The organism is Pseudomonas cavernicola (assembly GCF_003596405.1).
In the GTDB taxonomy this organism is placed as follows: domain Bacteria; phylum Pseudomonadota; class Gammaproteobacteria; order Pseudomonadales; family Pseudomonadaceae; genus Aquipseudomonas; species Aquipseudomonas cavernicola.
In genome coordinates this window covers 2269178-2290788 of the sequence record NZ_QYUR01000002.1, presented here as the reverse complement: position 1 = coordinate 2290788, position 21611 = coordinate 2269178, and the positions used below count along the sequence as shown (strand labels likewise).

Sequence of the window (21611 nt, the reverse complement as noted above, 5' to 3'; positions counted from 1 at the left end):
AGCCCTGTCTGGAAAAGGCTGAGCGGCTCAACTGTCGCGGGCTGGATGGTCTGTAAAACTTGCTCAAGCTCAGTGCCGAGGGGCCAGCTTCAGCCGCCTGAGGCAAATGCTAAACTGCGCATCTAACTTCTCTGCGAGACGCGATAATGCTTCCCGAATGCCAACTGTTCGGCACCCTTGGCTGTCATCTCTGTGAAGTCGCTGAAACGTTGCTGATGCCCTTTGTCGAGCACGGTCTGCTGGTCGAGCTGGTTGATATCGTCGAGCATGAAGAGTGGGTCGAGCTCTATGCCTTGCGCATCCCCGTATTGCGCCGTTGCGATACCGGGGCCGAACTCAACTGGCCGTTTGATGCGGAACAGGTGGTGGTCTTTTTACGCTGAAAGTCTGTGCTGAAAAGCATGGGCCCCTCTGATTGACAGGGCTATCTGCGCGGCCAGCCAGTTACGCCCGCGGGCCCGAGCGGCGACGTGGCGGTGGCGGCTGATCCTGAAGAACCTCGGCGACTTCTGCGGCTTGCTTCTCGGTAGGGAAGGGGCCGGCTATCTGTTCTTCATTGGCTGTGCATACCCACCAATTGCCGTCACTGGCTTGGCTGATGAGATAGCCGTTTACGGTTTTTCCTACTGTCATCGATGTGTCTCGCGCATTGATTCTAAAGGTTGATAAGACTTTGCAGAGTGACGACAGAACAGTCGTTGATGCCTCTATTGCACTGCGTTGGCCGATGGCTTTCTTAGGCAGAAAGTGTGGCAGGTCGCTGGTGTCAGTAAAGGCGAATCGCAGCCAATAAAAAACCCGCCGTGAAGGCGGGTTTTTTAGGGATTTGGTCGGAGAGACAGGATTCGAACCTGCGACCTTCTCGTCCCGAACGAGACGCGCTACCGAGCTGCGCTACACTCCGAAGTGGCAATAATTCTACTGAAAAAGTTTTGTTGCACAAGGGGTTAGCTAGATTTTTTTTGTCAGCGCAGACGTTTGTGGCGCTGCGCTGGGGGAGAACGCCAGTATTCATGCGGGATGCGCCGCTCGCCATGAGTCTCTCGATGCAAGGTCGGGTGACTCATGGCGAGCGGGTCTTGCTTAGAGTTCTTTGACGCTACGGACTTGGTCCTTGTTGACCTTGACGCGTTTACCATCCAGTTGTTCGAATTCGTAGAAGCCATCCTGTTCGTCGAACTCTGGCTGATCCACGGATTGAATCTCGCGGCCATCGTTCAGGGTGATCACCGAGGGCGAAGAGCAGCCGGCTAGAGTGATGAGCCCCAGGGCTAGCAGGAATGCGGGAATGATTCGTTGAGTCATCGTTTGTCTCCTTGGTTTGCAGATAGGTCCGGGATATCTGACGAGGAGTGTGGGGCCAAGTTCAGTGACCGCTATTCATCCGCTGTAATTTGCAGTCTGCGCAAGGAGTTCCGGCGTGTTCAGGTTGGCCAGCCGTGGGTCCTGCGCAGGGCAATCCAAGGCTACTGCACCGAGTGCCAGCAAGACATGGCGAGGGCCGCGATCACCAGATTGCCAGGCGCTTTCCACGGCTGGGGCCAAGGCTTTCGGCAGCAGGCAAAACAGCGGCTCCCACTGGCCGCCCTGACGTAGCATCAGCGGCTTTTCCGGTTGGGCTGCAGCGGCTTCGCGCATGGCCTGGAGCAGGGCGCGATCAAGCAACGGCGCATCGCAGGGCAGCACCAAAAGGAAAGGCTGGCGCGCAACCGCCAGACCTGCGCGGATGCCAGCCAGCGGGCCGGGAAAGTCCACACTGTCGTCCTGCACCAGGCGGTCGGCATAGGCTGCGTAGCGCTCGCTGTTGCGGTTGCAGGAGATGATCAAATCATCCGTCAGCGGCCGGGTCAGCGCATGCAGGTGGGCGATCAGCGGCTTGCCGCGCCAGTCCAGCAGACCTTTGTCGCGCCCGCCCATGCGTTGCCCGCGCCCGCCGGCAAGCAGCAGTATGGAGCAGGCGGGCAGGGCGATAGAGTCGGTCATGGCGGCGCTCCTGGCGCGGTAATAGCTTGGAGCCTGTCGGGCTTAGGCGTCCGTAGCGAGAAAGACTGGGATTGAGACCGTTTTTTCACTCAGCCGAGGCGAATAGTCATTCTCTTTAACGAGGTTGAGTGGGAAAACGGGCCAATATCCAGGCTTTCGCAGTAGGACAGTTCTAAGCCCGACAGGCTCCTGAGCCTGTGATATAACACCGGCTTGCCCCCCTCACAACCGGATTGAGCCTATGAACCACAAGGCTGAAGCGTCCTTTGTGCCGCTGAATATTGCTGTTTTGACCGTCAGTGACACCCGTTCCCTGGAAACCGATACCTCTGGTCAACTCTTCGTTGATCGCCTCACGGCTGCCGGCCATAACCTCGCTGCGCGCGTCTTGCTCAAGGACGATCTGTACAAGATTCGTGCACAAGTCGCGACCTGGATCGCCGAAGACAGTGTGCAGGTGGTGCTGATTACCGGCGGCACTGGCTTTACCGGCCGCGATAGCACCCCGGAAGCCATAGCCTGCCTGTTGGACAAGCAGGTCGATGGTTTTGGCGAGCTGTTTCGACAGATCTCGGTAGCCGATATCGGCACCTCGACGATTCAATCCCGGGCACTGGCCGGCTTGGCCAATGGCACGCTGGTTTGCTGCCTGCCGGGCTCGACCAACGCTTGCCGCACGGGGTGGGATGGCATCCTGGCCGAGCAGTTGGATGCCCGCCATCGCCCGTGCAATTTCGTCACCCATCTCAAGCAAGCAGCCGCCTGCGAGTCGCGTGGATGAGTGCCTGCGACCACCCCGGCCTGTTGCCGGTCGAAGCGGCGCTGGAGCGTTTGCTGGCGCTGGCTGAGGCAACGCCGATCACCCAGAGCGAACGTGTAGCGCTGGCTGCGGCGCAAGGCCGAGTGCTGGCCGAGCCTTTGATCGCCAGCCTCGATCTGCCGCCGTGGCCGAACAGCGCCATGGACGGTTATGCCTTGCGTCAGGCCGACTGGCGCGGCGAGCCGCTGCTGGTCAGCCAACGTATCTTCGCCGGCCAGGCGCCGGCGCCGCTGGAACCCGGCACCTGTGCACGAATCTTCACCGGTGCGCCGTTGCCAGACGGTGCGGACAGCGTGGAGATGCAGGAAAACGCCGAGGTCCTGGCCGATGGTCGAGTGCGTTTTAGCGAGCCGATCAAGCCCGGCCAGCATGTGCGTCCGCAGGGGCAGGAAACCCGTAAGGGCGAGACGGTGCTGGTCGCGGGTACTCGCTTGCGGGCAATAGAGCTGGGGTTGTCCGCCGCGCTGGGAGCCGCCGAATTGACGGTGGTGCGGCGGCCGCGGGTGGCGGTGCTGTCGACCGGCGATGAGCTGATCGAACCGGGCCAACCGCTCGGCCCCGGGCAGATCTACAACAGCAATCGCACGCTACTCTGCAGCTGGTTGCAGCAACTGGGCTGCGCGGTACTGGATGCCGGTATTTTGCCGGACGATCTGCACAAGACCCGCACCAAGTTGGGCGAGTTGGCGGATGTCGATCTGATTCTGTCGACCGGCGGCGTGTCGGTCGGCGAGGCGGATTTCCTCGGCCATGCGCTGCGCGAGGACGGTGAACTGGCGCTGTGGAAGCTGGCGATCAAACCGGGCAAGCCGCTGACCTTCGGCCACTTTCGTGGTGTGCCGGTGATTGGTCTGCCGGGTAATCCGGCCTCGACCTTGGTGACCTTCGCCTTGCTGGCGCGGCCTTATCTGCTGCGTCGCCTGGGGGTTGTCGAGGTGACGCCGTTGCACTTCCCGGTGCCGGCGGGTTTCGCCTGGCGCAAGCCCGGTAACCGCCGTGAATACCTGCGGGCGCGCTTCGAGCGGGGCCGCGCGGTGTTGTATCCGAACCAGAGTTCCGGGGTGCTGCGTAGCGCCGCCTGGGCTGAGGGCCTGGTGGAAGTACGTGAGGGCACGACGCTGGCGGAGGGCGATAGCGTTAACTTCTTTCCGCTTAGCGAGTTGCTGACCTAGGGCGGGCCGCGCGGGAATCTACCTGCCTTACAGCGCTACTGGTTTGCGATTGGCCTCGCGGTACTCGCCTGGGGTCATGCCGGTCCAACTCTTGAAGCTGCGGTGGAACGAGCGCGACTCGGTAAAACCCAAGTAATGGGCGATGTCCTGCACCGGCAGTTCGCTGCGGGTCAGGTAGTGTTCGGCCAGTTCCTGGCGCAACTGGTCGAGGATTTCCTGATAGCTGGTGCCGGCTTGCTGCAAGTGGCGCTGCAGCGTGCGTACGGTCATCTCGAACTTTTCCGCCACCCGCTCCTTACGCGGTAAACCATCCTTGAGTAGCAGTCGCAGGGCGTTCTTCACCCGCAGCGGCAGCGGTTCGCCTTCATCCAGCCCGGCAATCAGCGTCAGGGCGTGTTCCTCCAGCGTGCGCAGCAGGTTGGCGTCGGCCTGGCGCAATGGCACGCTGAGGTATTCCAGCGGCACCAACAGGGCATTCACGCTCTGTTCGAACCGCACCGGGCAGCCGAACACCGTTTCGTATTCGCTGAGCGTGGTGCCTGCCGGTTGGGCGTGCTCGAACCAGACTTCACGCGGTGAGTGGTTCATATCGGCGATCCAGCGGGCATAGAGCAGCCAGGAGGTCAACACGTTCTCGACCATGTGCCGACGGATCTCCGCAGGCTGGTGGCGGCAGGTCCAGATCAGCCGTAGGTGATCGTCGGCCGGCTCCAGGCGACTGACCCCCATGTCCCCGACCAGTTTCTCGTACGGCACGATGCGGCTCATGGCCTCGCCGAGGGTGGCGCAGTTCATGGTGATGTAGCCGAGCACGCTCCACGAACCCGGTTGCACGAAATGCCCGGAATGCAGGCCGAACAGCGGGTCGCCTGAGGTTTGCAGCAGATGGGCGAGGAGTTTCTCGTGGGCTTCGCTGGGCAGGCGCCGGCCGTTGTCATCCAAGTCCGCCCGGGTCAGGCCGGCCGCCGCGAGCGCGGCCGCCTGGTCGAGGCCCAGCTGTTCGGCATGGCGCAGGTACTTAAGCAGTGCGGGAACCGAGGTGTAGCCCAGAGTGTGCATGGTGTCGTTCTTATTCTGAGTGTCTTTATTGGCGACTGGGGCTGTCTTGATCCGACAGTGACGGCAGACAGCGGCCGGCTAGTATAGGCAGCCAAGAAGAGTGTTCGAAACTGGTTATCGGCAGAATAAGGAGACGCGCATGCGGCGCTGGAACGGTTGGGGCGATGAGACGACGGTAGTCGAGCTGCCGGCCCATGGTGGAGCCTTCCTCGCCGCGCGTATTGGTCCCGGCCAGGTGTTGGCGGACGCCAGTTTACCCAGCGTCATCGCCCAGGTTCCGGCCTCGCGCCTGGTGCCCCATGCGCTGATCGTTACCGACGCCGAACACCGTGTGCGCCACGCCCGTGGTCAGAGCCTGGCGGATTGGCTGGCGATGCGCGAAGGCAATTTCGGGGCATTCCCAGATGGCGTGGCCTACCCGGAAACCGCCGCGCAGATTCGTCAGTTGCTGGCCTGGGCTGCCGAGCAGGATGTGCTGGTCATCCCTTACGGCGGTGGCACTTCGGTGGCCGGGCATATCAACCCACAGGCCAGCAGCAAGCCGGTGCTGACGCTGTCGCTGGAGCGCATGAGCCGTCTGCTGGAGTTGGATGAGCAAAGTCTGATCGCCAGCTTTGGCCCCGGTGCGAATGGCCCGCAGGTGGAAAGCCAGCTGCGCGCCCGTGGTTACACCCTCGGGCATTTTCCGCAGTCCTGGGAGCTCTCCACCTTGGGTGGTTGGGTGGCCAGTCGTTCCAGTGGTCAGCAGTCGCTGCGTTATGGGCGGATCGAACAGCTGTTCGCTGGTGGCAGCCTGGAAACCTTCGCCGGCCCGCTGCAGATCCCGACTTTCCCCGCCTCGTCCGCTGGCCCTGATCTACGCGAAGTGGTGCTGGGTTCGGAAGGGCGATTCGGGATCATTTCCGAAGTGAAAGTGCGCGTGAGCAAACTGGCTGAGCAAGAAAAGTTCTACGCGGTGTTTCTGCCGTCCTGGCCGCAGGCGTTGCAAGCGATTCGCACCCTGGGCCAGGCGCGGGTGCCGTTGTCGATGCTGCGCCTGTCGAATGCCATCGAAACCGAAACCCAGCTGGCGCTGGCCGGCCATCCCGAGCAAATTGCCCTGCTGGAGAAATACCTGGCTTTGCGTGGCGCGCGCATCGGCAAGTGCATGCTGACCTTCGGTGTTACCGGAAATCGCGCGCAGAACGCGCTGTCGCTGAAGCAGGCGAAGAAGCTGCTGAAAAGCTTTGGCGGCGTCTTTACCGGCACCTTGCTGGGGAAGAAGTGGGCCGAGGGCCGGTTCCGCTTTCCATATTTGCGCGAGGGCTTGTGGCAAGCCGGTTATGCGGTGGACACCCTGGAAACCGCCACCGACTGGTCGAACGTCGACAACCTGCTGAACAAGATCGAGGCCAGCCTGCGTGGGGGCTTGGCGGCCGAGGGCGAGCAGGTGCATGTTTTCACCCATCTTTCGCACGTTTACGGCGAAGGTTCGAGCCTCTACACCACTTATGTGTTCCGCCCGGCAGGCAGCTACGCCGGCACCCTGGAACGCTGGAAAAAGCTCAAGCAGCTAGCCAGCGAAACCATCGTCAACAACCGCGGCACCATCAGCCATCAGCATGGTGTAGGTCGCGATCATGCGCCGTACCTGCCGGTCGAGAAGGGCGAGCTGGGGATGGCGGCGTTGCGGGCGTTGGCCAGGCATTTCGATCCCGAGGTGCGCCTCAACCCAGGCGTGCTGATCCACGAATGAGTACCTGGAACGCCGTCTGGCGTGAGCAGGCGTTACCCGAACTGGCCGCGCGCGAGTGGGATCTGATCGTGGTCGGCGGTGGCATCAGTGGCGCCGGGATTCTGCGCGAAGCCGCCCGGCGCGGTTGGAAATGCCTGCTGATCGAGCAGCGCGACTTCGCCTGGGGCACCTCCAGCCGCTCGTCGAAGATGGTTCACGGTGGGCTGCGTTATATCGCCATGGGGCAGTTCAAGCTGACCCGTGACTCGGTGCATGAGCGCCAGCGCCTGCTGAGCGAGGCGCCGGGCCTGGTCGACCCCCTGAGTTTCGTGATGCCGCACTATCAAGGGCAGTTTCCTGGGCCGAAAGTGTTTGGCGGCTTGCTGGCGCTGTATGACGCCTTGGCGGGTAAGCGCAACCATCGCTATTACCCGCTGCCACAGTTGCGCTACCTGGCGCCCGGTCTGAAAGAGGACAAGCTGCTCGGCGGCACGCGCTTCTTCGATGCGGTGACCGACGATGCGCGCTTGGTCATGCGCGTGCTCGGCGAGGCCCGGGCCGAAGGGGGCGAGGCGCTGAATGGCCTGAAAGTGCTTGAATTGTGCCGGGCCGATGGCCGCGTTACCGGGCTTGTGGCAGACGACATAGAAGGTGGCCAGCGCCACACCTTCAAGGCCCGAGTAGTGGCCCAGGCTACCGGTGCCTGGGCCGATCAACTGCGCCTGAAAACTGGCAACGAACAGATCCGCCCGCTGCGCGGCAGCCATCTGTTGCTGCCAGCCTGGCGTTTGCCGCTGGCCCATGCGTTCAGTTTTATGCACGCCGAAGATGGTCGGCCGGTGTTCGTCTTCCCTTGGGAGGGCGCAACCGTGATCGGCACCACCGATCTCGATCATGACGATGACCTCAGTCTCGAGGCGCGCATCAGTAATGTCGAAGTCGACTATCTGTTGAGCGCCTGTGTCCAGCAGTTCCCGGCGGCGCAGATCAGCCGCAGCGATGTGCTCTCGACCTGGGCTGGCGTGCGGCCGGTGGTCAGCAGCGGGGTGGCGGGTAAGAGCCCTTCGGATGAAAAGCGCGAGCATGCGCTGTGGCTCGAACCCGGTTGCGTAACCCTGGCCGGCGGCAAACTGACCACCTTTCGGCTGTTGGCCCTGGAAGTGTTGCAGGCCTGCGCGCCGATGCTCGGGAAAACCCTGGAGGATCATGGCAGCGAAGTGTTCCGCCAGATGGAACCCATGCCACTGCCGCAGCTATCGCCCAGCCAGCAACAGCGCTTGGCCGGACGTTATGGCCGCGAGCTGCCAACGCTGGCGCGTTTGCTGGACGAGCTGGGCAGCGACAAGGTCGGCGCCACCGATACGCACTGGGCCGAGCTGGTGTTTGCCGCGGAACACGAGCTGGTGCTGCACCTGGATGACCTGCTGCTGCGGCGTACTCGCTTAGGCCTGCTGCTGGCCGCTGGCGGCGCAAACGAACTGCCGCGTGTTCGTCAGCTGTGCCAGGCGCGCCTGGGTTGGGATGACGCGCGCTGGGAGGTCGAGGAGCAGGCCTATAAAGCGCTGTGGAAGCAGTGCTACAGCTTGCCTATATGAGGTAGGAGCGAGCTCTGCTCGCGAAAAGCATTGCGAGCAGAGTTCGCTCCTACAAAAAGATGCCATCGCATCAAGGCCCCCTAAGCAAGCCATAACAAGAAAGGACCGACGCGTGAGCGAACAAAGCTACCTGCTGGCCATCGACAACGGCACCCAAAGCGTCCGTGCTCTGCTGTTCGACCTGCAGGGCAACCTACTCGGCAAGGGCAAAGTGGAGCTGGAGGCGTATTACTCCACACAACCCGGCTGGGCCGAGCAGGACCCGGAGTATTACTGGCAGAGCCTCGGCGAAGCCTGCCAGCAGTTGTGGGAGCAGGTGCCGATAGACAAGAGCCTGATCAAGGGCGTGGCGCTGACCACCCAGCGCGGCACGGTGATCAATGTCGATGAACAGGGGCAGCCGCTACGCCCGGCGATGCTCTGGCTGGATCAGCGTCGGGCTCAAGTCGAAGGCAAGATCAAGGGGCCCTGGGGTTGGCTGTTCAAACTGATCGGCATCGATGCGACGGTGGATTACTTCCGCGCCCAGGCCGAGGTCAACTGGGTCGCCCAGCAGCAGCCGGAAGTCTGGGCCGAGACCCACAAGTTGCTGCTGCTCTCGGGTTTTCTCACCCATCGTTTGACCGGCCGCTTCGTAGACTCGGTGGCCTGCTGCGTGGCTTACCTGCCGTTTGATTACAAACGCCTGAAATGGGCCGCACCGAGTGACTGGAAGTGGCAAGCCATGCCGGTGCGCCGCGAGCAGTTGCCGGAACTGGTCAAGCCCGGTGAGCAGCTGGGTGTGATCAGTGCCCAAGCCAGCCGACACACTGGGATTCCCCAGGGCTTGCCGCTGATTGCTGCGGGGGCGGACAAAGCCTGTGAAGTGTTGGGCGCTGGCGGCGTGGAGCCGAGCACGGCCTGCCTGTCCTACGGCACCACCGCGACGATCAACACCACGCGCAGCAAGTACCTGGAAACCATTCCGCTGATTCCGCCTTATCCGGCGGCGATTCCTGATCACTACAACACCGAAGTGATGATCTATCGCGGCTTCTGGATGGTCAGCTGGTTTAAAAAAGAGTTCGGTCTACGCGAGATGCAGCGTGCCAAACAGCTGGGCGTCGAGCCGGAGGCGTTGTTCGACGAACTGGTCAACAGCGTGCCGGCCGGCTCCATGGGCCTGCTGTTGCAGCCGTACTGGTCGCCGGGCATTCGTGAGCCAGGGCTGGAGGCCAAGGGTTCGATCATTGGCTTTGGCGATGTGCACACCCGCGCGCACCTCTATCGCGCGATTCTCGAAGGCCTGGCTTACGCGCTGCGTCAGGGCAAGGAGCAGATCGAAAAGCGCTCGGGCAGCAAGATCACCCGACTGCGGGTTTCCGGCGGCGGTTCGCAGAGCGATGCGGCGATGCAATTGACGGCGGATATCTTCGGCCTGCCAGCCGAGCGACCACATACCTACGAGACTTCCGGCCTGGGTGCGGCAATCGACTGTGCGGTGGGGCTCGGCCTGCATGCGGATTTCCCCACGGCGATTGCGGCGATGACCCGCGTCGGTCAGGTGTTCCAGCCCAATCCCCAGGCGCAACACACCTATGAGCGCCTCTATAAAGAGGTCTATCAGCGCATGTACAAGCAGCTCAAGCCGCTGTATCAGAGCATTCGCGAGATCACTGGTTATCCGGCCTGATGCCTCGAAGGGCTGTGCCTCGATGGCGAGCCGCTGGAAAACACCGGCGCCCCGCTGCACTGCATATGCACTTGCTCGCAGACTTGTCGCTATTGATTGAGTAGGGCGCGCCAGCTATTTGGCGTCAGGCTGGTGCCGCTACCGCGGCTCAGGCATGATGGCCTCCCGCCATGATGACTTCAGCTCGGCCATTTTTGGCCGATAACGTCGCTGCAGCAGGACTAGAACCGATACGACAGGAGCACGCGATGGCCAGCATTCTCGATTCAGTAGACCAACGTACCCAACTGGTGGGCGAGAATCGCCTGGAAATCCTGATGTTCCGTCTGGCCGGGCGGCAGTTGTTTGCGATCAACGTGTTCAAAGTGCAGGAAGTCCTGCAGATGCCCAAGTTGACCTTGATGCCGCATCGTCACCCGTTTGTCTGCGGAGTGGTCAGCCTGCGCGGGCAAACGCTGCCGGTGATCGACCTGTCCCAGGCCATCGGCATGCGCCCGATTGTGCCGGACGAGCGCAGCACCATCATCGTCACCGAGTACAACCGCTCGGTGCAGGCCTTCCTGGTCAGCGGGGTCGAGCGCATCCTCAACCTCAATTGGGAGTCCATCCTGCCGCCACCGGGTGGCGCCGGTCGTCAGCACTACTTGACCGCGATTACCAAGGTTGAGGAGCAGTTGGTGGAAATTATCGACGTGGAAAAGGTTCTGGCCGAGATCGTGCCGTACAACGCCAAGATCTCCAGTGACCGTCTGGCCGACCCGCTGCTGGAGCGCGCCCGCGGCCGCGAAGTGTTGCTGGTCGACGATTCCAGCGTGGCACTGGCGCAGCTGCGCGACACCTTGTCCCAGTTAGGATTGAAGATGCACGTGGCCAGCGATGGCCTGAAAGGTCTGAACCAACTGAAGCAGTGGGCCGATTCCGGCGTGGTGATGACCGATAAGCTGTTGATGGTCTTCACCGACGCGGAAATGCCGGAGATGGACGGCTACCGCCTGACCACTGAAATCCGTAACGATCCACGCCTGAAAGACCTCTACGTGGTGCTGCACACCTCGCTGTCCGGCAGCTTCAACGAGGCGATGGTGAAGAAGGTCGGCTGCGACAATTTCCTCTCCAAGTTTCAGCCGGACAAGCTGGTCGATGTGATCCGCGAGCGCCTGCTGCTCGACAACTGAGGTGGGCGAAAGACACGGCGGGCTTGAGTGCCTGCCGGGCAATTCCGTATAACGGTGCCTTGTTGATCTGCTGAACAGGACGCCGGCCCATGTTGCGACTCTCCACGCTCTACCGTTTCCCTCTCAAATCGGCCATTGGCGAAAGCCTGCCGCAGGCGCAGCTGGATGCCTTGGGGATGCAGGGCGACCGCCGTTGGATGTTGGTGGATGCGGCGAACGGCCGTTTCCTCACCCAGCGTGCGCTGCCGCACATGACTCAGCTGTCTGCGCGCTGGAATGCGGCCGGTGGCCTGACGCTAAACGCTGCGGGCTTTCCCTCCCTGGAGGTGCCCTTGCCGGGTGCGGATGCCACGCTGCGCGGTGCGTTCATCTGGAGTGACAGCATGTATGTCCCGGATGCCGGCGATGAAGCGGCCGACTGGCTGAGTCGCTTTATCGGCAAACCTTGTCGCCTGGTGCAGGTTCCTGCCGAGCGTGCCCGCTGGGTCGAGGGCAGTCTGAATGCGAATGAAAAGGTGGGGTTTGCCGATGGTTTTCCGCTGCTGCTGATAGGCCAGGCCTCGCTGGATGACCTCTCCGCGCGGGTCGGGCGGCCGTTGGAGATGCTGCGTTTCCGGCCGAATCTGGTGATCGAGGGTAGCGAGCCCTACGCCGAGGACAGCTGGAAGCGCATCCGCATTGGCAGCGTAGAGTTTCGCGTGGCCAAGGGATGCTCCCGCTGCATCATGCCCACCCTGGACCCGCTGACGGGCGAGCGCAGTGCCGATCGTGAGCCGCTGACCACCCTCAAAACCTATCGCGAGCGTGAGGGTGAGGTGTATTTCGGGCAGAACCTGATCAATGAAGGTGAAGGCGAGCTGAAGGTTGGGATGGCAGTCGAAGTGCTGGAGTAGGGTGGGTTAGCCGTAACGCGGCGTAACCCACCTGGCAAGCCATCTGACAACCCGGAGGGTGGGTTACGGCCAGTGGCCTAACCCACCCTACTTATTGATCGTCGAAAAAGCGTTCGTGCCAGTCCACCAGCGGCTGCGGGGCGTTGAGCTTCTGCCCGTAGATCACCGAGTAGGACAGCACGTTCTGCACATATTGGCGGGTTTCGTCGAACGGGATGGTCTCAACCCAAACGTCATAAGCCAGGTGATCGGAGCCCTTCAGCCATTGCCGGACGCGGCTGGGGCCGGCGTTATAGGCCGCGGAGGCGAGCACTCGGTTGCCGTTGAACTGGCCATGCACTTGGCTCAGGTAGGCCGCGCCGAGCTGGATGTTCTTATCTGGGTTCAGCACCTGCTGCGGAGAGGCGAGTGGGATACCGAATTTACGCGCGGTTTCCTTGGCAGTTGCCGGCATCAGTTGCATCAGTCCGGTGGCTCCAACGCCAGAGCGGGCGTCGGCCATAAAAGCACTTTCCTGCCGGGTAATGGCAAATACCCAGCTGGAGTGCAGGCCACGGACCTTGGCCTCGCGCACCAGGGTGGAGCGGTGGGCCATCGGGAAGCGCACATCCAAGTCATCCCAGTACTGCGCCAGGCTGATGGTGCGGATGGCCGGGAAATACCATTCCATGTCGTAAGCCAGGCGTGCCTGAGCCACCAGTTCATCGCGGCTGAACAGGCGGCTAACGTAGTACCACTCACGACGGCCGTCGACGATCTGCCCGCGTGCATGGAACTCCAGGGCGCGGCGAATACCGGCGGTGTTGCGGACCTTCTGGATGAGTTTCGGGTCCAGCAGCAGCGGCTTGTTGTTCAGTTGATAGGGCGCCTTGATCTGGTCGGCGGCCATAAAGCCATAAAAGTCGCGCTCACGGGAAACCGGCTGGTAGAGACCGATCGGCTCCTGGCTGTTGGGTTGGGCCAGTTGCAGGCTGCGCGCCTGCCAATAGCGCCAACGGTTGGTGTTGGCCAGTTCCGGCGGCAGGCGGCGGGTCAACTGGTACGCCTCATCCCAGCGGCCGAGGCGCAGCAGCAGGCGCATCCGCCATTCGGAAACCGTGTTGTCGCGCAACTCCGGGTCGTACTGGGTCATGATCGGCAAGGCGCGATTGTCGAAGCGCTTGGCCAGGGTCAGACCAATTTCGCGGGCGATGGCGACTTTCTCTTCGACCGAGAACGGTAGGCGTTTGGAGTAGATCTCCAGCAGCGCGATGGCCTTTTCGGGGTCTTGGCGGGCCAGGCGACGCAGGCCCAGACCGACCACGTCAGCCATGGTTTGGCTGGCGGGAACGAAGCGTGCGGTCTGCTTCAGCAGCTGTGGCTTCTGTGCCACGTCAATCAGCAGCTGGCCTTGGTTGGCGAGGGTCGGCAGGGTTTTCACCAGATGACTGGCCAAACCATAGTTGCGGGCCTCGGCGGCCAGTTTCGCGCGTTTCCAGCGCTTGGTCTCAGTCAACTGGCCGGCTGCGGCCCAGCGGTCGAACAGCGGCTCGCAGGCCTCCGGCTGTGATTTGCCTACCAGCCAGAGTTTTTCGGCGGTGGCATAGCCTTCGGCAGTCATGCCATGGCCGAGTTGGTACTGGCCATAGAGGCAGTCCAGCTCGGTGAAATTCATCTTCGGATCATAGTGATTGATAAACGGTTGCCAGTCGCCGCGCTCAGCCAGCCAGCGCAGCCAGCGCAGCTTCATCCAATTGGCTTGTGGCAAGTCGCCGTGCTCGGCGAGGAATTTCTCGATTTCCGCGTTGCTGGCGGTTTTCAGCCGAGCGGTCAGTTCGTCATAGGCCAAATAGGGTTCAAGCGGGTAATCGCTGAGGGCTTTGGCATACATCCGGTAGGGGCCAGTATCGCCCTTGGCCAGGGCGCGCTTTGCCTCATCATAATATTGACGCTGCTGGGCGAGACTGGCGGCCTCAGCTGCATTGAGGGTGGCAGCAGAGAGAATTAGGCAGGAAAATAGGCTAAGCAGACGACCGCGCATGACACTTCCGAGCAGAAAATTCTAAAGGGGCGAGGGTTTGAGCGACGCCAAATGCGCCTAGCTTAGCCTTTTGCTCGGTGCTGGTGAAAGCGCCGCGCCGTTTGGCTGGTCTGATTAAAAAAGGCCAGCAAGGCTCTGGTGCAAGTCGGTAGAATGCGCGCCCAGTTTTGGAGATGTCTACGGGTGTCTCCAAACATGTTTCGAGCGACGATCAAGCTCGGCGAAATCGGGCGTCATAGCGCAGTTCACGCACGCTGAATAAGCTGTTCGAGCCTGATAACCATACCGTCTGATCCCGCGCAGTAATTCTTAGAGGCGCCCATGACCCTGCTCAAGTTCACCGATGTTTCCTTGGCCTACGGCGCCATGCCGCTTTTGGACAAGGTGTCCTGGCAAATTGCCCGTGGCGAGAGGGTTTGCATCATTGGCCGCAACGGCACGGGCAAATCCAGCCTGCTGCGTCTGGTCAAGGGTGATCGACAGTCTGACGACGGTTCGGTCTGGCGCGCTCCGGGTTTGAAAATCGGAGAGTTGCCGCAGGAACTGCCGCTCGCCGATGAGCGCACGGTATTCGACGTGGTGGCCGAAGGCCTGGACGGTGTCGGCGCCTTGCTTGCGCAATACCATCACCTCAGCCAGAACATTCATACCGATGCCGATCTCGAAAAGCTCATGCACGTGCAGCATGACCTGGAGGCACGTGATGGCTGGTGCTTGCAGCAGTTGGTCGACAGCACCCTGAGCCGCTTGCAGCTGCCGGCGGACAAAACCCTGGCCGAACTCTCCGGTGGCTGGCGTCGCCGAGTATTGCTGGCGCAGGCACTGGTTTCCGAACCGGATCTGCTGCTGCTCGACGAGCCGACCAACCACCTGGATATCGGCGCGATTGCCTGGCTGGAAGAGGCACTGTTGGGCTTCCAGGGTGCGGTTCTATTCATCACCCACGACCGTTCCTTCCTGCAGAACCTGGCCACCCGCATCCTCGAACTGGATCGCGGCGGCTTGATTGACTGGAACGGCGATTACGCCAGTTTCCTGGTGCACAAAGAGCAGCAACTGGCCGCCGAAGAAACCGCCAACGCGCTGTTCGACAAGCGTCTGGCGCAGGAAGAAGTGTGGATTCGCCAAGGTATCAAGGCTCGCCGCACGCGTAACGAAGGCCGTGTGCGCGCACTTAAGGAGCTTCGCGTCGAGCGCAGCCAGCGCCGCGAGCGTCAGGGCAAGGCAAATATCCAGCTCGATACTGCCGATAAATCCGGTAAGCAAGTCATGGTGCTCGAGAACGTCAGCTTCGCCCATCCTGGCGGCCCATTGCTGATCAAGGATTTCTCGATGGTCCTGCAGCGCCAGGATCGCATCGGCCTGCTCGGTGCAAACGGTACCGGCAAAACCACTTTGCTCAAATTGATGCTTGAAAACTTGCAGCCGACTAGCGGCACCATCGAAGTAGGCACGCGTCTGGATGTTGCCTATTTCGACCAACTGCGCCATCAGTTGGATCTGGAGAAAACCGTGATCGACAACGTCGCCGAAGGCCGCGACTTCATCGATATCGATGGCCAGAGTCGGCATGTCCTGAGCTATCTCGGCGACTTCCTATTCAGCCCGCAGCGCGCGCGTACCCCAGTCAAGGCTTTGTCTGGTGGCGAGCGTGCGCGTCTGCTGCTCGCCAAGTTGTTCAGCAAGCCGGCCAACCTGCTGGTGCTGGATGAACCGACCAACGACCTCGACGTGGAAACCCTCGAGTTGCTTGAAGAAGTGCTGTTGACCTTCCAGGGCACTGTGTTGATGGTCAGCCACGACCGGGCGTTCCTCGACAACGTTGTCACCAGCACCCTGGTTTTTGAAGGCGAAGGGCGCGTGCGCGAATACGTCGGCGGCTATCAGGATTGGCTGCGTCAGGGCGGCTCGCCGCGTCTGCTTGGCGTCGGCGAGAACAAAGCCAGCAAGGCAGAGGCTGCGGCTGCGCCGGTGGCCGCCGAAGTGCCGGTGCAAGCAGCGCCGGCCGCCAAGAAGAAGCTCAGCTACAAACTGCAGCGCGAGTTGGAAGGTCTGCCTGCGCTGATCGATGCCCAGGAAGTGAAAATCGCCGCCCTGAATGCCGAGATCGCCGCTCCAGCGTTCTATCAACGCCCGCAGGACGAGGCGAATGCTGCCCTGGCGCGCCTGGAAGGCCTGCAGCAGGAGTTGGATAAGTTGCTGGAACGCTGGGCCGAGCTGGAAGCCTAATTAGCCTGTCGGAGACCTGAATGGCTATCGAGTACCGCATTACCCTCGACGATAGTCATGAGTTCAGCTATCGGATCGAGCTGGATCGTGACTATGACCGTGAGCGGGCGCTCGCGGCGCCGAGTTGGACGCGCCTGGAGCATCAGCAGTGCAGCAACTGCCCGCTCAAGCGCGAAGATTTCAGCCATTGCCCGGCGGCGGTGGATTTACATCGGGTGATCGAAGATTTTCATGGTCTGCCAGCCTTTAAAAAGGCGCAGTTCTGGGTGCGAACTCCCGAGCGGGAATACACCAAGCAGGCCGGGCTGGAAGAAGGGCTGCGCGCGCTGCTCGGGGTGATCATGGCCACCAGCGCCTGCCCGGTGTTGGGCAGGCTCAAGCCAATGGCGCAGAACCATCTGCCATTCGCCAATAACCAGGAGTTTATCCTGCGGGCCGTGTCGTTGTACTTGGCTCGGCAGTACTTCAACTTCCGCGAAGGGCGGCATGCGGACTGGGAGTTGAAGGGTTTGGTGCGCCTGTTCCAGCAGCTGCAACTGGTGAATCAGGCCTTTTGGCAACGAATTCACGACACCTGTGAAGGCGACTCGAACCTCAAGGCCTTCCTCTCCTTCTTCTCCATGTCCTCGAGCATGACCTATTCGTTGGAGACGCAACTGCAGAAAATTCGACCCTTGCTGATGAGCACCGGTGAAATGCTGGAGTAAGCCCACCGAGAGAGGATCTACTCACGGATCTACTCACGGTGGACCTCGTCTCGATTCTTCTTATTCCGGTTTTTTCAGGCGTACGGCCAGGACGTCGCAGGGCGCGCCGTGCAGTACATCGTTGGCGGTGGAACCGAGCAGCAGTGCCAGGCCGTGGCGGCCGTGACTGCCGACCACGATCAAGTCGCAGCCCTGTTCCGCGGCGAGGCGGTGAATCTCTTGGCGCGGTTGGCCGTAGACCAGATGGCGGCGGTCGGTACTCAGATCCGGGTATTTCCTGGCAAAACCATCCAGGCGTTCACGGGCCTGTTCGAATTGCTGCTGTTGGAGGGTCGATAGGTCCATCGGCACGTCGCCGCCAAAGGCCATGGCCATGGGCTCGACGATATGCACCAGGGACAGCTTGGCTTGGCTACTGGTGGCCAACGCATAGGCGCGCTGCATCACCGGGTCGCATTCTTCGGACAGATCAAGGGCGACCAGAATGTGCTGGTAGGACATGGTGACTCCTCCTGAGATTGGCGTATGAACATAAGTATGGCTGCCATTAGCCGCTGACGGCAGACTTTTGCCTACGGGATAGAACATATGACGTTGTGGATCGTGGTAGTGCTCATGGCGATTGTGCTCAGCCCCCTGGCCTGGCTGCGGCCTTCGCGGCGTCAGCAAGGGCAGATGGCCATGCGCATGGCTGCCCGTCGCATGGGCTTGGCGATGCAGTTGTCGCGCCAGGAGTGGCCACATTGGTTGCCGCAGGAGCCGCCCAGCCCGTGTCCGCAGTACCACCGCGCACGCCGGGCCGGGCACATGGACAGTTGGTGTTATTGGCAGATGGCGCCCGGGCAATGGGTCAATCAGTGGCGTGAACCCTGTGCCGATGCGGCATTGGCTGAACACTTGGCGAGCCTGCCGGCCGATGTGTTCAAGGTTGAGGCGGGTAAGCAGATGATTGCTTTGTGCTGGGGCGAGCGCGGAGAACCGGAAACCTTGCAGCGGATTGCTGCGTTGCTGACGGCGCTGGCCTGAGAGACAAAGAAAAGCCCGGTAGTGACACCGGGCTAGGTATTGGCCAGGCAGGCCGGAAAAGAGCAATTCGGGGAGGCCGCGAGCTGTTTGGAGCCGTTTTAGAGTTTGGCTGCCGCGTATTGTGCGGAAACCCCTTCCAGGCCGTCGATGATGCTGTCCGAGTACTTGCTGATCACGAAAGGTACTGAGTTCTCGTTGTAATTCTTCAGCGATTTTTCGATATAGCGCCACTTGGTGTTGATCCCGCTCAACGACTGGCGGATCTGCGGAGTGTTCTGCGGTGCGCTCTCCATGCCAGTCAGTTTGCCGGCAAACTCGTTAACCAGTTGGTCGATGGATTGACTTTCACCGCCACCGCCGAAGAAAGTCCCGCCGACTGAGGCGCTACGTGAAGCGTAGTCCACCGCGATGGTCTGCATCAGCAGGCTCTGTTCGCGACTTTGCTGGGTCAGCGGTGGGACATTGAGGCCGCTTTCCTGCTGAATCTTGCTGTACAGCTCGCTACTCAATGCGATCAGCTGCTGGTTGCGCGTGGCCAGGTCGGCAACCGGCTGCAAGTCGGTGAAACCCTGGGTTTTCAGGGCGCTGCTGAGGCTTTTGAGTTCGCCGGCATAATCGCTCCATTGCTGGCCGAGCTGCGCGCGTAGGGCTTTTGAGGCTTCGCCCGGCATCTCCGTGATCTCATTCAGGCGGCTACTGGCGCCTTGCAACGACTCTTCAATCATCCGCGCATAGCGCTGATCGCCCTCCATGCTGTTGTACATATAAAAGTCGCCCAGGCTTTTTTGTGCGGCCAGGCGCAATTGGTGCAGTTTCAGCAGGTTGTCAGTCGGGGCGGCGGCATTGACAGTGGAAGCGGGAAGGGCGGCAGCGAGCAAGGCACTAAGCGAAATGGCAAGCAAACGGCTCGACATGGGTTACTCCGTGGTGCCCGTTGAGGGCTTTAATTTGTTGTTGTTTTTGTCACGGTCGGTCTAATCCGCCGTATTGAGACGACTGTACCCGGAGCTTGCAGATTTGGCTAGGTGTGCGCTGGATCACCCTTATTCGCTGCTGAATGTCTGCTGAATAGGGCGTTATTGGCGCTGTTTATAACGCCTGCGGAGGCACTTTTGAACCCAGAGATCGGAGATTAATCGTGGGGCGGCAGGGCGCAGCATCGCAATTGACAAGCGAGCGCTTTTCCCCGAAGGTGTGCGCACCCAAATCAAACGGGCGTATGAATCGAGTGTTTGCCTTGTGCGGCACTGTTCATAAGAGCCCGAATATCGCGTCGGCGGGTGTGTCAGGCTGATTGAGGCTATCCTCGACAGTTCTGCTGCGGGTGAGCCCGCTGCTTGGCGTCCGACGTGTACTGTTCAGCTTCCATACCGTGGAGATCAGTTGATGATTTACGAAGGTAAAGCCATCACGGTTAAGGCTCTTGAGAGCGGCATCGTCGAATTGAATTTCGACCTCAAGGGTGAGTCCGTCAACAAGTTCAACCGTCTCACACTGGCCGATCTGCGCCAGGCGGTGGACGCCATCAAGGCAGATGGTTCGATCAAAGGCGTGATCGTCACCAGTGGCAAAGACGTGTTTATCGTCGGCGCCGATATCACCGAGTTCGTCGACAACTTCAAGTTGCCCGATGAAGAGTTGGTGGCCGGTAACCTCGAAGCCAACAAGATCTTCAGTGATTTTGAAGACCTCGGCGTGCCAACCGTTGTAGCGATCAATGGCATCGCGCTGGGCGGTGGTTTTGAAATGTGCCTGGCTGCGGATTACCGCGTCATCGCTGACAGCGCCAAAATCGGCCTGCCAGAAGTCAAACTGGGTATTTACCCGGGCTTTGGCGGCACCGTGCGTCTGCCGCGTGTTATCGGTACCGATAACGCCATCGAGTGGATCGCTTCCGGCAAAGAAAACAATGCTGCTGACGCTCTGAAAGTAGGTGCTGTCGATGCGGTGGTTGCGGCTGGCAAGCTGCAAGCTGCTGCTCTGGATCTGGTCAAGCGCGCCATCTCCGGCGAGCTGGATTTCAAAGCCAAGCGTCAGCCGAAGCTGGAAAAAATCAAGCTCAACGCCATCGAACAAATGATGGCTTTCGAAACCGCTAAAGGTTTTGTCGCAGGCCAGGCCGGCCCGAACTATCCGGCTCCGGTGGAGGCGATCAAGACCATCCAGAAAGCTGCCAACTTTGGCCGCGAAAAGGCCCTGGAAGCCGAAGCGACTGGTTTTGTAAAACTGGCGAAAACGTCCGCTTCGCAGAGCCTGGTTGGTCTGTTCCTGAACGATCAGGAACTGAAAAAGAAGGCCAAGGGTTACGATGAAGTCGCCAAAGAAGTGAAACTGGCGGCCGTGCTCGGCGCTGGCATCATGGGCGGCGGTATTGCCTACCAGTCCGCAGTGAAGGGTACGCCGATCCTGATGAAGGATATCCGTGAAGACGGCATCCAGATGGGGTTGAACGAAGCCTCCAAGCTATTGGGTAACCGCGTCGCCAAAGGCCGCCTGACGCCTGCGAAGATGGCTGAAGCCCTCAACGCTATCCGTCCGACCATGTCCTACGGTGATTTCGGCAATGTCGATATCGTCGTCGAAGCCGTGGTCGAGAACCCGAAGGTCAAGCAAGCCGTCCTGGCCGAGGTAGAAGGCTTGGTGAAGGAAGATACGATCCTGACTTCCAACACCTCGACCATCTCCATCAGCCTGTTGGCCAAAGCGCTGAAACGCCCGGAAAACTTCTGCGGCATGCACTTCTTCAACCCGGTGCACATGATGCCGTTGGTGGAAGTGATCCGTGGTGAGAAGTCCAGCGAAGTGGCGGTTGCCACCACCGTTGCTTACGCCAAGAAAATGGGCAAGAGCCCGATCGTGGTCAACGATTGCCCAGGCTTTTTGGTCAACCGCGTACTGTTCCCGTACTTCGGTGGCTTCTCCAAGCTGATCAGCGCTGGCGTCGACTTCGTGCGTATCGACAAAGTCATGGAGAAGTTCGGCTGGCCGATGGGCCCGGCTTATCTCTCTGACGTGGTTGGCATCGACACGGGCCACCATGGTCGTGACGTGATGGCTGAAGGTTTCCCGGATCGTATGGCCGTTGAAGGTCGTACTGCCGTTGACGTGATGTACGAAGCCAACCGTCTGGGCCAGAAGAACGGCAAAGGTTTCTATGCGTACGAGATGGACAAGCGCGGCAAGCCGAAGAAAGTGGCCGACCCGGTTGCCTACGAAGTGCTCAAGCCAGTGATCACCGAACAGCGTGAAGTGACTGATGAAGACATCATCAACTTCATGATGATCCCGCTGTGCCTGGAAACCGTACGTTGCCTGGAAGACGGTATCGTCGAAACCGCAGCTGAAGCCGATATGGGCTTGATCTATGGCATCGGCTTCCCACCCTTCCGTGGTGGTGCGCTGCGTTACATCGATTCCATCGGTGTAGCCGAGTTCGTCGCCCTGGCCGACAAGTATGCCGACCTGGGCGCGCTGTACCACCCCACCGCGAAGCTGCGTGAGATGGCCGCTAAAGGCCAGAGCTTCTTCGGTTAAGCGCGGAACGAT

General features: G+C 60.8%; 18 protein-coding genes and 1 tRNA gene. 12 read left to right on the top strand and 7 right to left on the bottom strand.

Annotation, left to right across the window (positions count from 1 at the left end; genetic code table 11):
* The first annotated feature begins 146 nt into the window (after positions 1-146).
* Positions 147-383: a glutaredoxin family protein gene (locus D3879_RS10985; RefSeq protein ID WP_119954277.1), complete on the top strand. Its 237-nt coding sequence runs from the start codon at positions 147-149 to the stop codon at positions 381-383.
* Positions 384-827: 444 nt separating this feature from the next.
* On the opposite strand, the gene D3879_RS10980 is transcribed toward D3879_RS10985, so the two are convergent.
* From D3879_RS10980 to mobA, 3 genes are all read right to left on the bottom strand, one after another.
* Positions 828-904: transfer RNA gene (locus D3879_RS10980), tRNA-Pro, on the bottom strand.
* A gap of 179 nt (positions 905-1083) precedes the next feature.
* Positions 1084-1305 carry a YgdI/YgdR family lipoprotein gene (locus tag D3879_RS10975; RefSeq protein WP_119954276.1) on the bottom strand — a complete coding sequence of 74 codons (222 nt, stop codon included), beginning with the start codon at positions 1303-1305 and terminating at the stop codon, positions 1084-1086.
* Positions 1306-1380: 75 nt separating this feature from the next.
* Complete coding sequence (gene mobA, locus D3879_RS10970) at positions 1381-1983, bottom strand: molybdenum cofactor guanylyltransferase MobA (RefSeq protein WP_119954275.1); 603 nt, start codon at positions 1981-1983, stop codon at positions 1381-1383.
* A 241-nt stretch (positions 1984-2224) separates the two neighbouring features.
* Between mobA and moaB the strand changes: the two genes are divergently transcribed.
* Together moaB and D3879_RS10960 are read left to right on the top strand one after the other, a co-directional pair.
* Complete coding sequence (gene moaB, locus D3879_RS10965) at positions 2225-2764, top strand: molybdenum cofactor biosynthesis protein B (protein ID WP_119954274.1); 540 nt, start codon at positions 2225-2227, stop codon at positions 2762-2764.
* Complete coding sequence (locus D3879_RS10960; RefSeq protein ID WP_119954273.1) at positions 2761-3975, top strand: molybdopterin molybdotransferase MoeA; 1215 nt, start codon at positions 2761-2763, stop codon at positions 3973-3975. The genes moaB and D3879_RS10960 overlap by 4 nt, the downstream gene beginning before the upstream one ends.
* 27 nt (positions 3976-4002) lie before the next feature.
* Here the strand turns inward: D3879_RS10960 and gliR are convergent, their stop codons facing one another.
* Complete coding sequence (gene gliR / locus D3879_RS10955; RefSeq protein WP_119954272.1) at positions 4003-5034, bottom strand: AraC family transcriptional regulator GliR; 1032 nt, start codon at positions 5032-5034, stop codon at positions 4003-4005.
* Between the two features lie 139 nt (positions 5035-5173).
* Here gliR and D3879_RS10950 point away from each other — a divergent pair, with 139 nt between their 5' ends.
* From D3879_RS10950 to D3879_RS10930, 5 genes are all read left to right on the top strand, one after another.
* The gene (locus D3879_RS10950) at positions 5174-6769 is read left to right on the top strand and encodes an FAD-binding oxidoreductase (protein ID WP_119954271.1); all 1596 of its coding nucleotides are present in this window, start codon (positions 5174-5176) and stop codon (positions 6767-6769) included.
* Positions 6766-8343 (top strand): glycerol-3-phosphate dehydrogenase/oxidase, encoded by a 1578-nt coding sequence (locus D3879_RS10945; RefSeq protein ID WP_119954270.1) that lies wholly within the window; start codon positions 6766-6768, stop codon positions 8341-8343. Before D3879_RS10950 ends, D3879_RS10945 begins: the two co-directional genes overlap by 4 nt.
* A 112-nt stretch (positions 8344-8455) precedes the next feature.
* Positions 8456-10015, top strand: coding sequence for an FGGY-family carbohydrate kinase (locus tag D3879_RS10940; protein WP_119954269.1), 1560 nt, complete (start codon positions 8456-8458; stop codon positions 10013-10015).
* A 248-nt stretch (positions 10016-10263) separates the two neighbouring features.
* Positions 10264-11190, top strand: coding sequence for a chemotaxis protein CheV (locus D3879_RS10935; RefSeq protein ID WP_119954268.1), 927 nt, complete (start codon positions 10264-10266; stop codon positions 11188-11190).
* Between the two features lie 89 nt (positions 11191-11279).
* A complete protein-coding gene (locus D3879_RS10930; protein WP_119954267.1) occupies positions 11280-12083 on the top strand; it encodes an MOSC domain-containing protein in 804 nt (267 codons plus the stop codon).
* Between the two features lie 91 nt (positions 12084-12174).
* Here D3879_RS10930 and D3879_RS10925 read toward each other — a convergent pair whose 3' ends face one another.
* On the bottom strand, positions 12175-14103 hold the full coding sequence (locus D3879_RS10925) for a transglycosylase SLT domain-containing protein (protein WP_119954266.1): 1929 nt from the start codon (positions 14101-14103) through the stop codon (positions 12175-12177).
* Between the two features lie 321 nt (positions 14104-14424).
* Here D3879_RS10925 and D3879_RS10920 point away from each other — a divergent pair, with 321 nt between their 5' ends.
* The gene (locus D3879_RS10920) at positions 14425-16332 is read left to right on the top strand and encodes an ATP-binding cassette domain-containing protein (RefSeq protein ID WP_119954265.1); all 1908 of its coding nucleotides are present in this window, start codon (positions 14425-14427) and stop codon (positions 16330-16332) included.
* Positions 16333-16352: 20 nt separating this feature from the next.
* A complete protein-coding gene (locus tag D3879_RS10915; protein ID WP_119954264.1) occupies positions 16353-17039 on the top strand; it encodes a DUF6901 family protein in 687 nt (228 codons plus the stop codon).
* 60 nt (positions 17040-17099) lie between these two features.
* Here D3879_RS10915 and D3879_RS10910 read toward each other — a convergent pair whose 3' ends face one another.
* Positions 17100-17540, bottom strand: coding sequence for a universal stress protein (locus D3879_RS10910; protein ID WP_119954263.1), 441 nt, complete (start codon positions 17538-17540; stop codon positions 17100-17102).
* Between the two features lie 87 nt (positions 17541-17627).
* On the opposite strand from D3879_RS10910, the gene D3879_RS10905 reads away from it, so the two are divergent.
* On the top strand, positions 17628-18065 hold the full coding sequence (locus D3879_RS10905) for a hypothetical protein (protein WP_119954262.1): 438 nt from the start codon (positions 17628-17630) through the stop codon (positions 18063-18065).
* 98 nt (positions 18066-18163) lie between these two features.
* On the opposite strand, the gene D3879_RS10900 is transcribed toward D3879_RS10905, so the two are convergent.
* Positions 18164-18979, bottom strand: a complete 816-nt coding sequence (locus tag D3879_RS10900; RefSeq protein ID WP_119954261.1) for a hypothetical protein — start codon at positions 18977-18979, stop codon at positions 18164-18166.
* A 472-nt stretch (positions 18980-19451) separates the two neighbouring features.
* On the opposite strand from D3879_RS10900, the gene fadB reads away from it, so the two are divergent.
* Complete coding sequence (gene fadB, locus D3879_RS10895) at positions 19452-21599, top strand: fatty acid oxidation complex subunit alpha FadB (protein ID WP_119954260.1); 2148 nt, start codon at positions 19452-19454, stop codon at positions 21597-21599.
* Positions 21600-21611 lie beyond the last annotated feature (12 nt).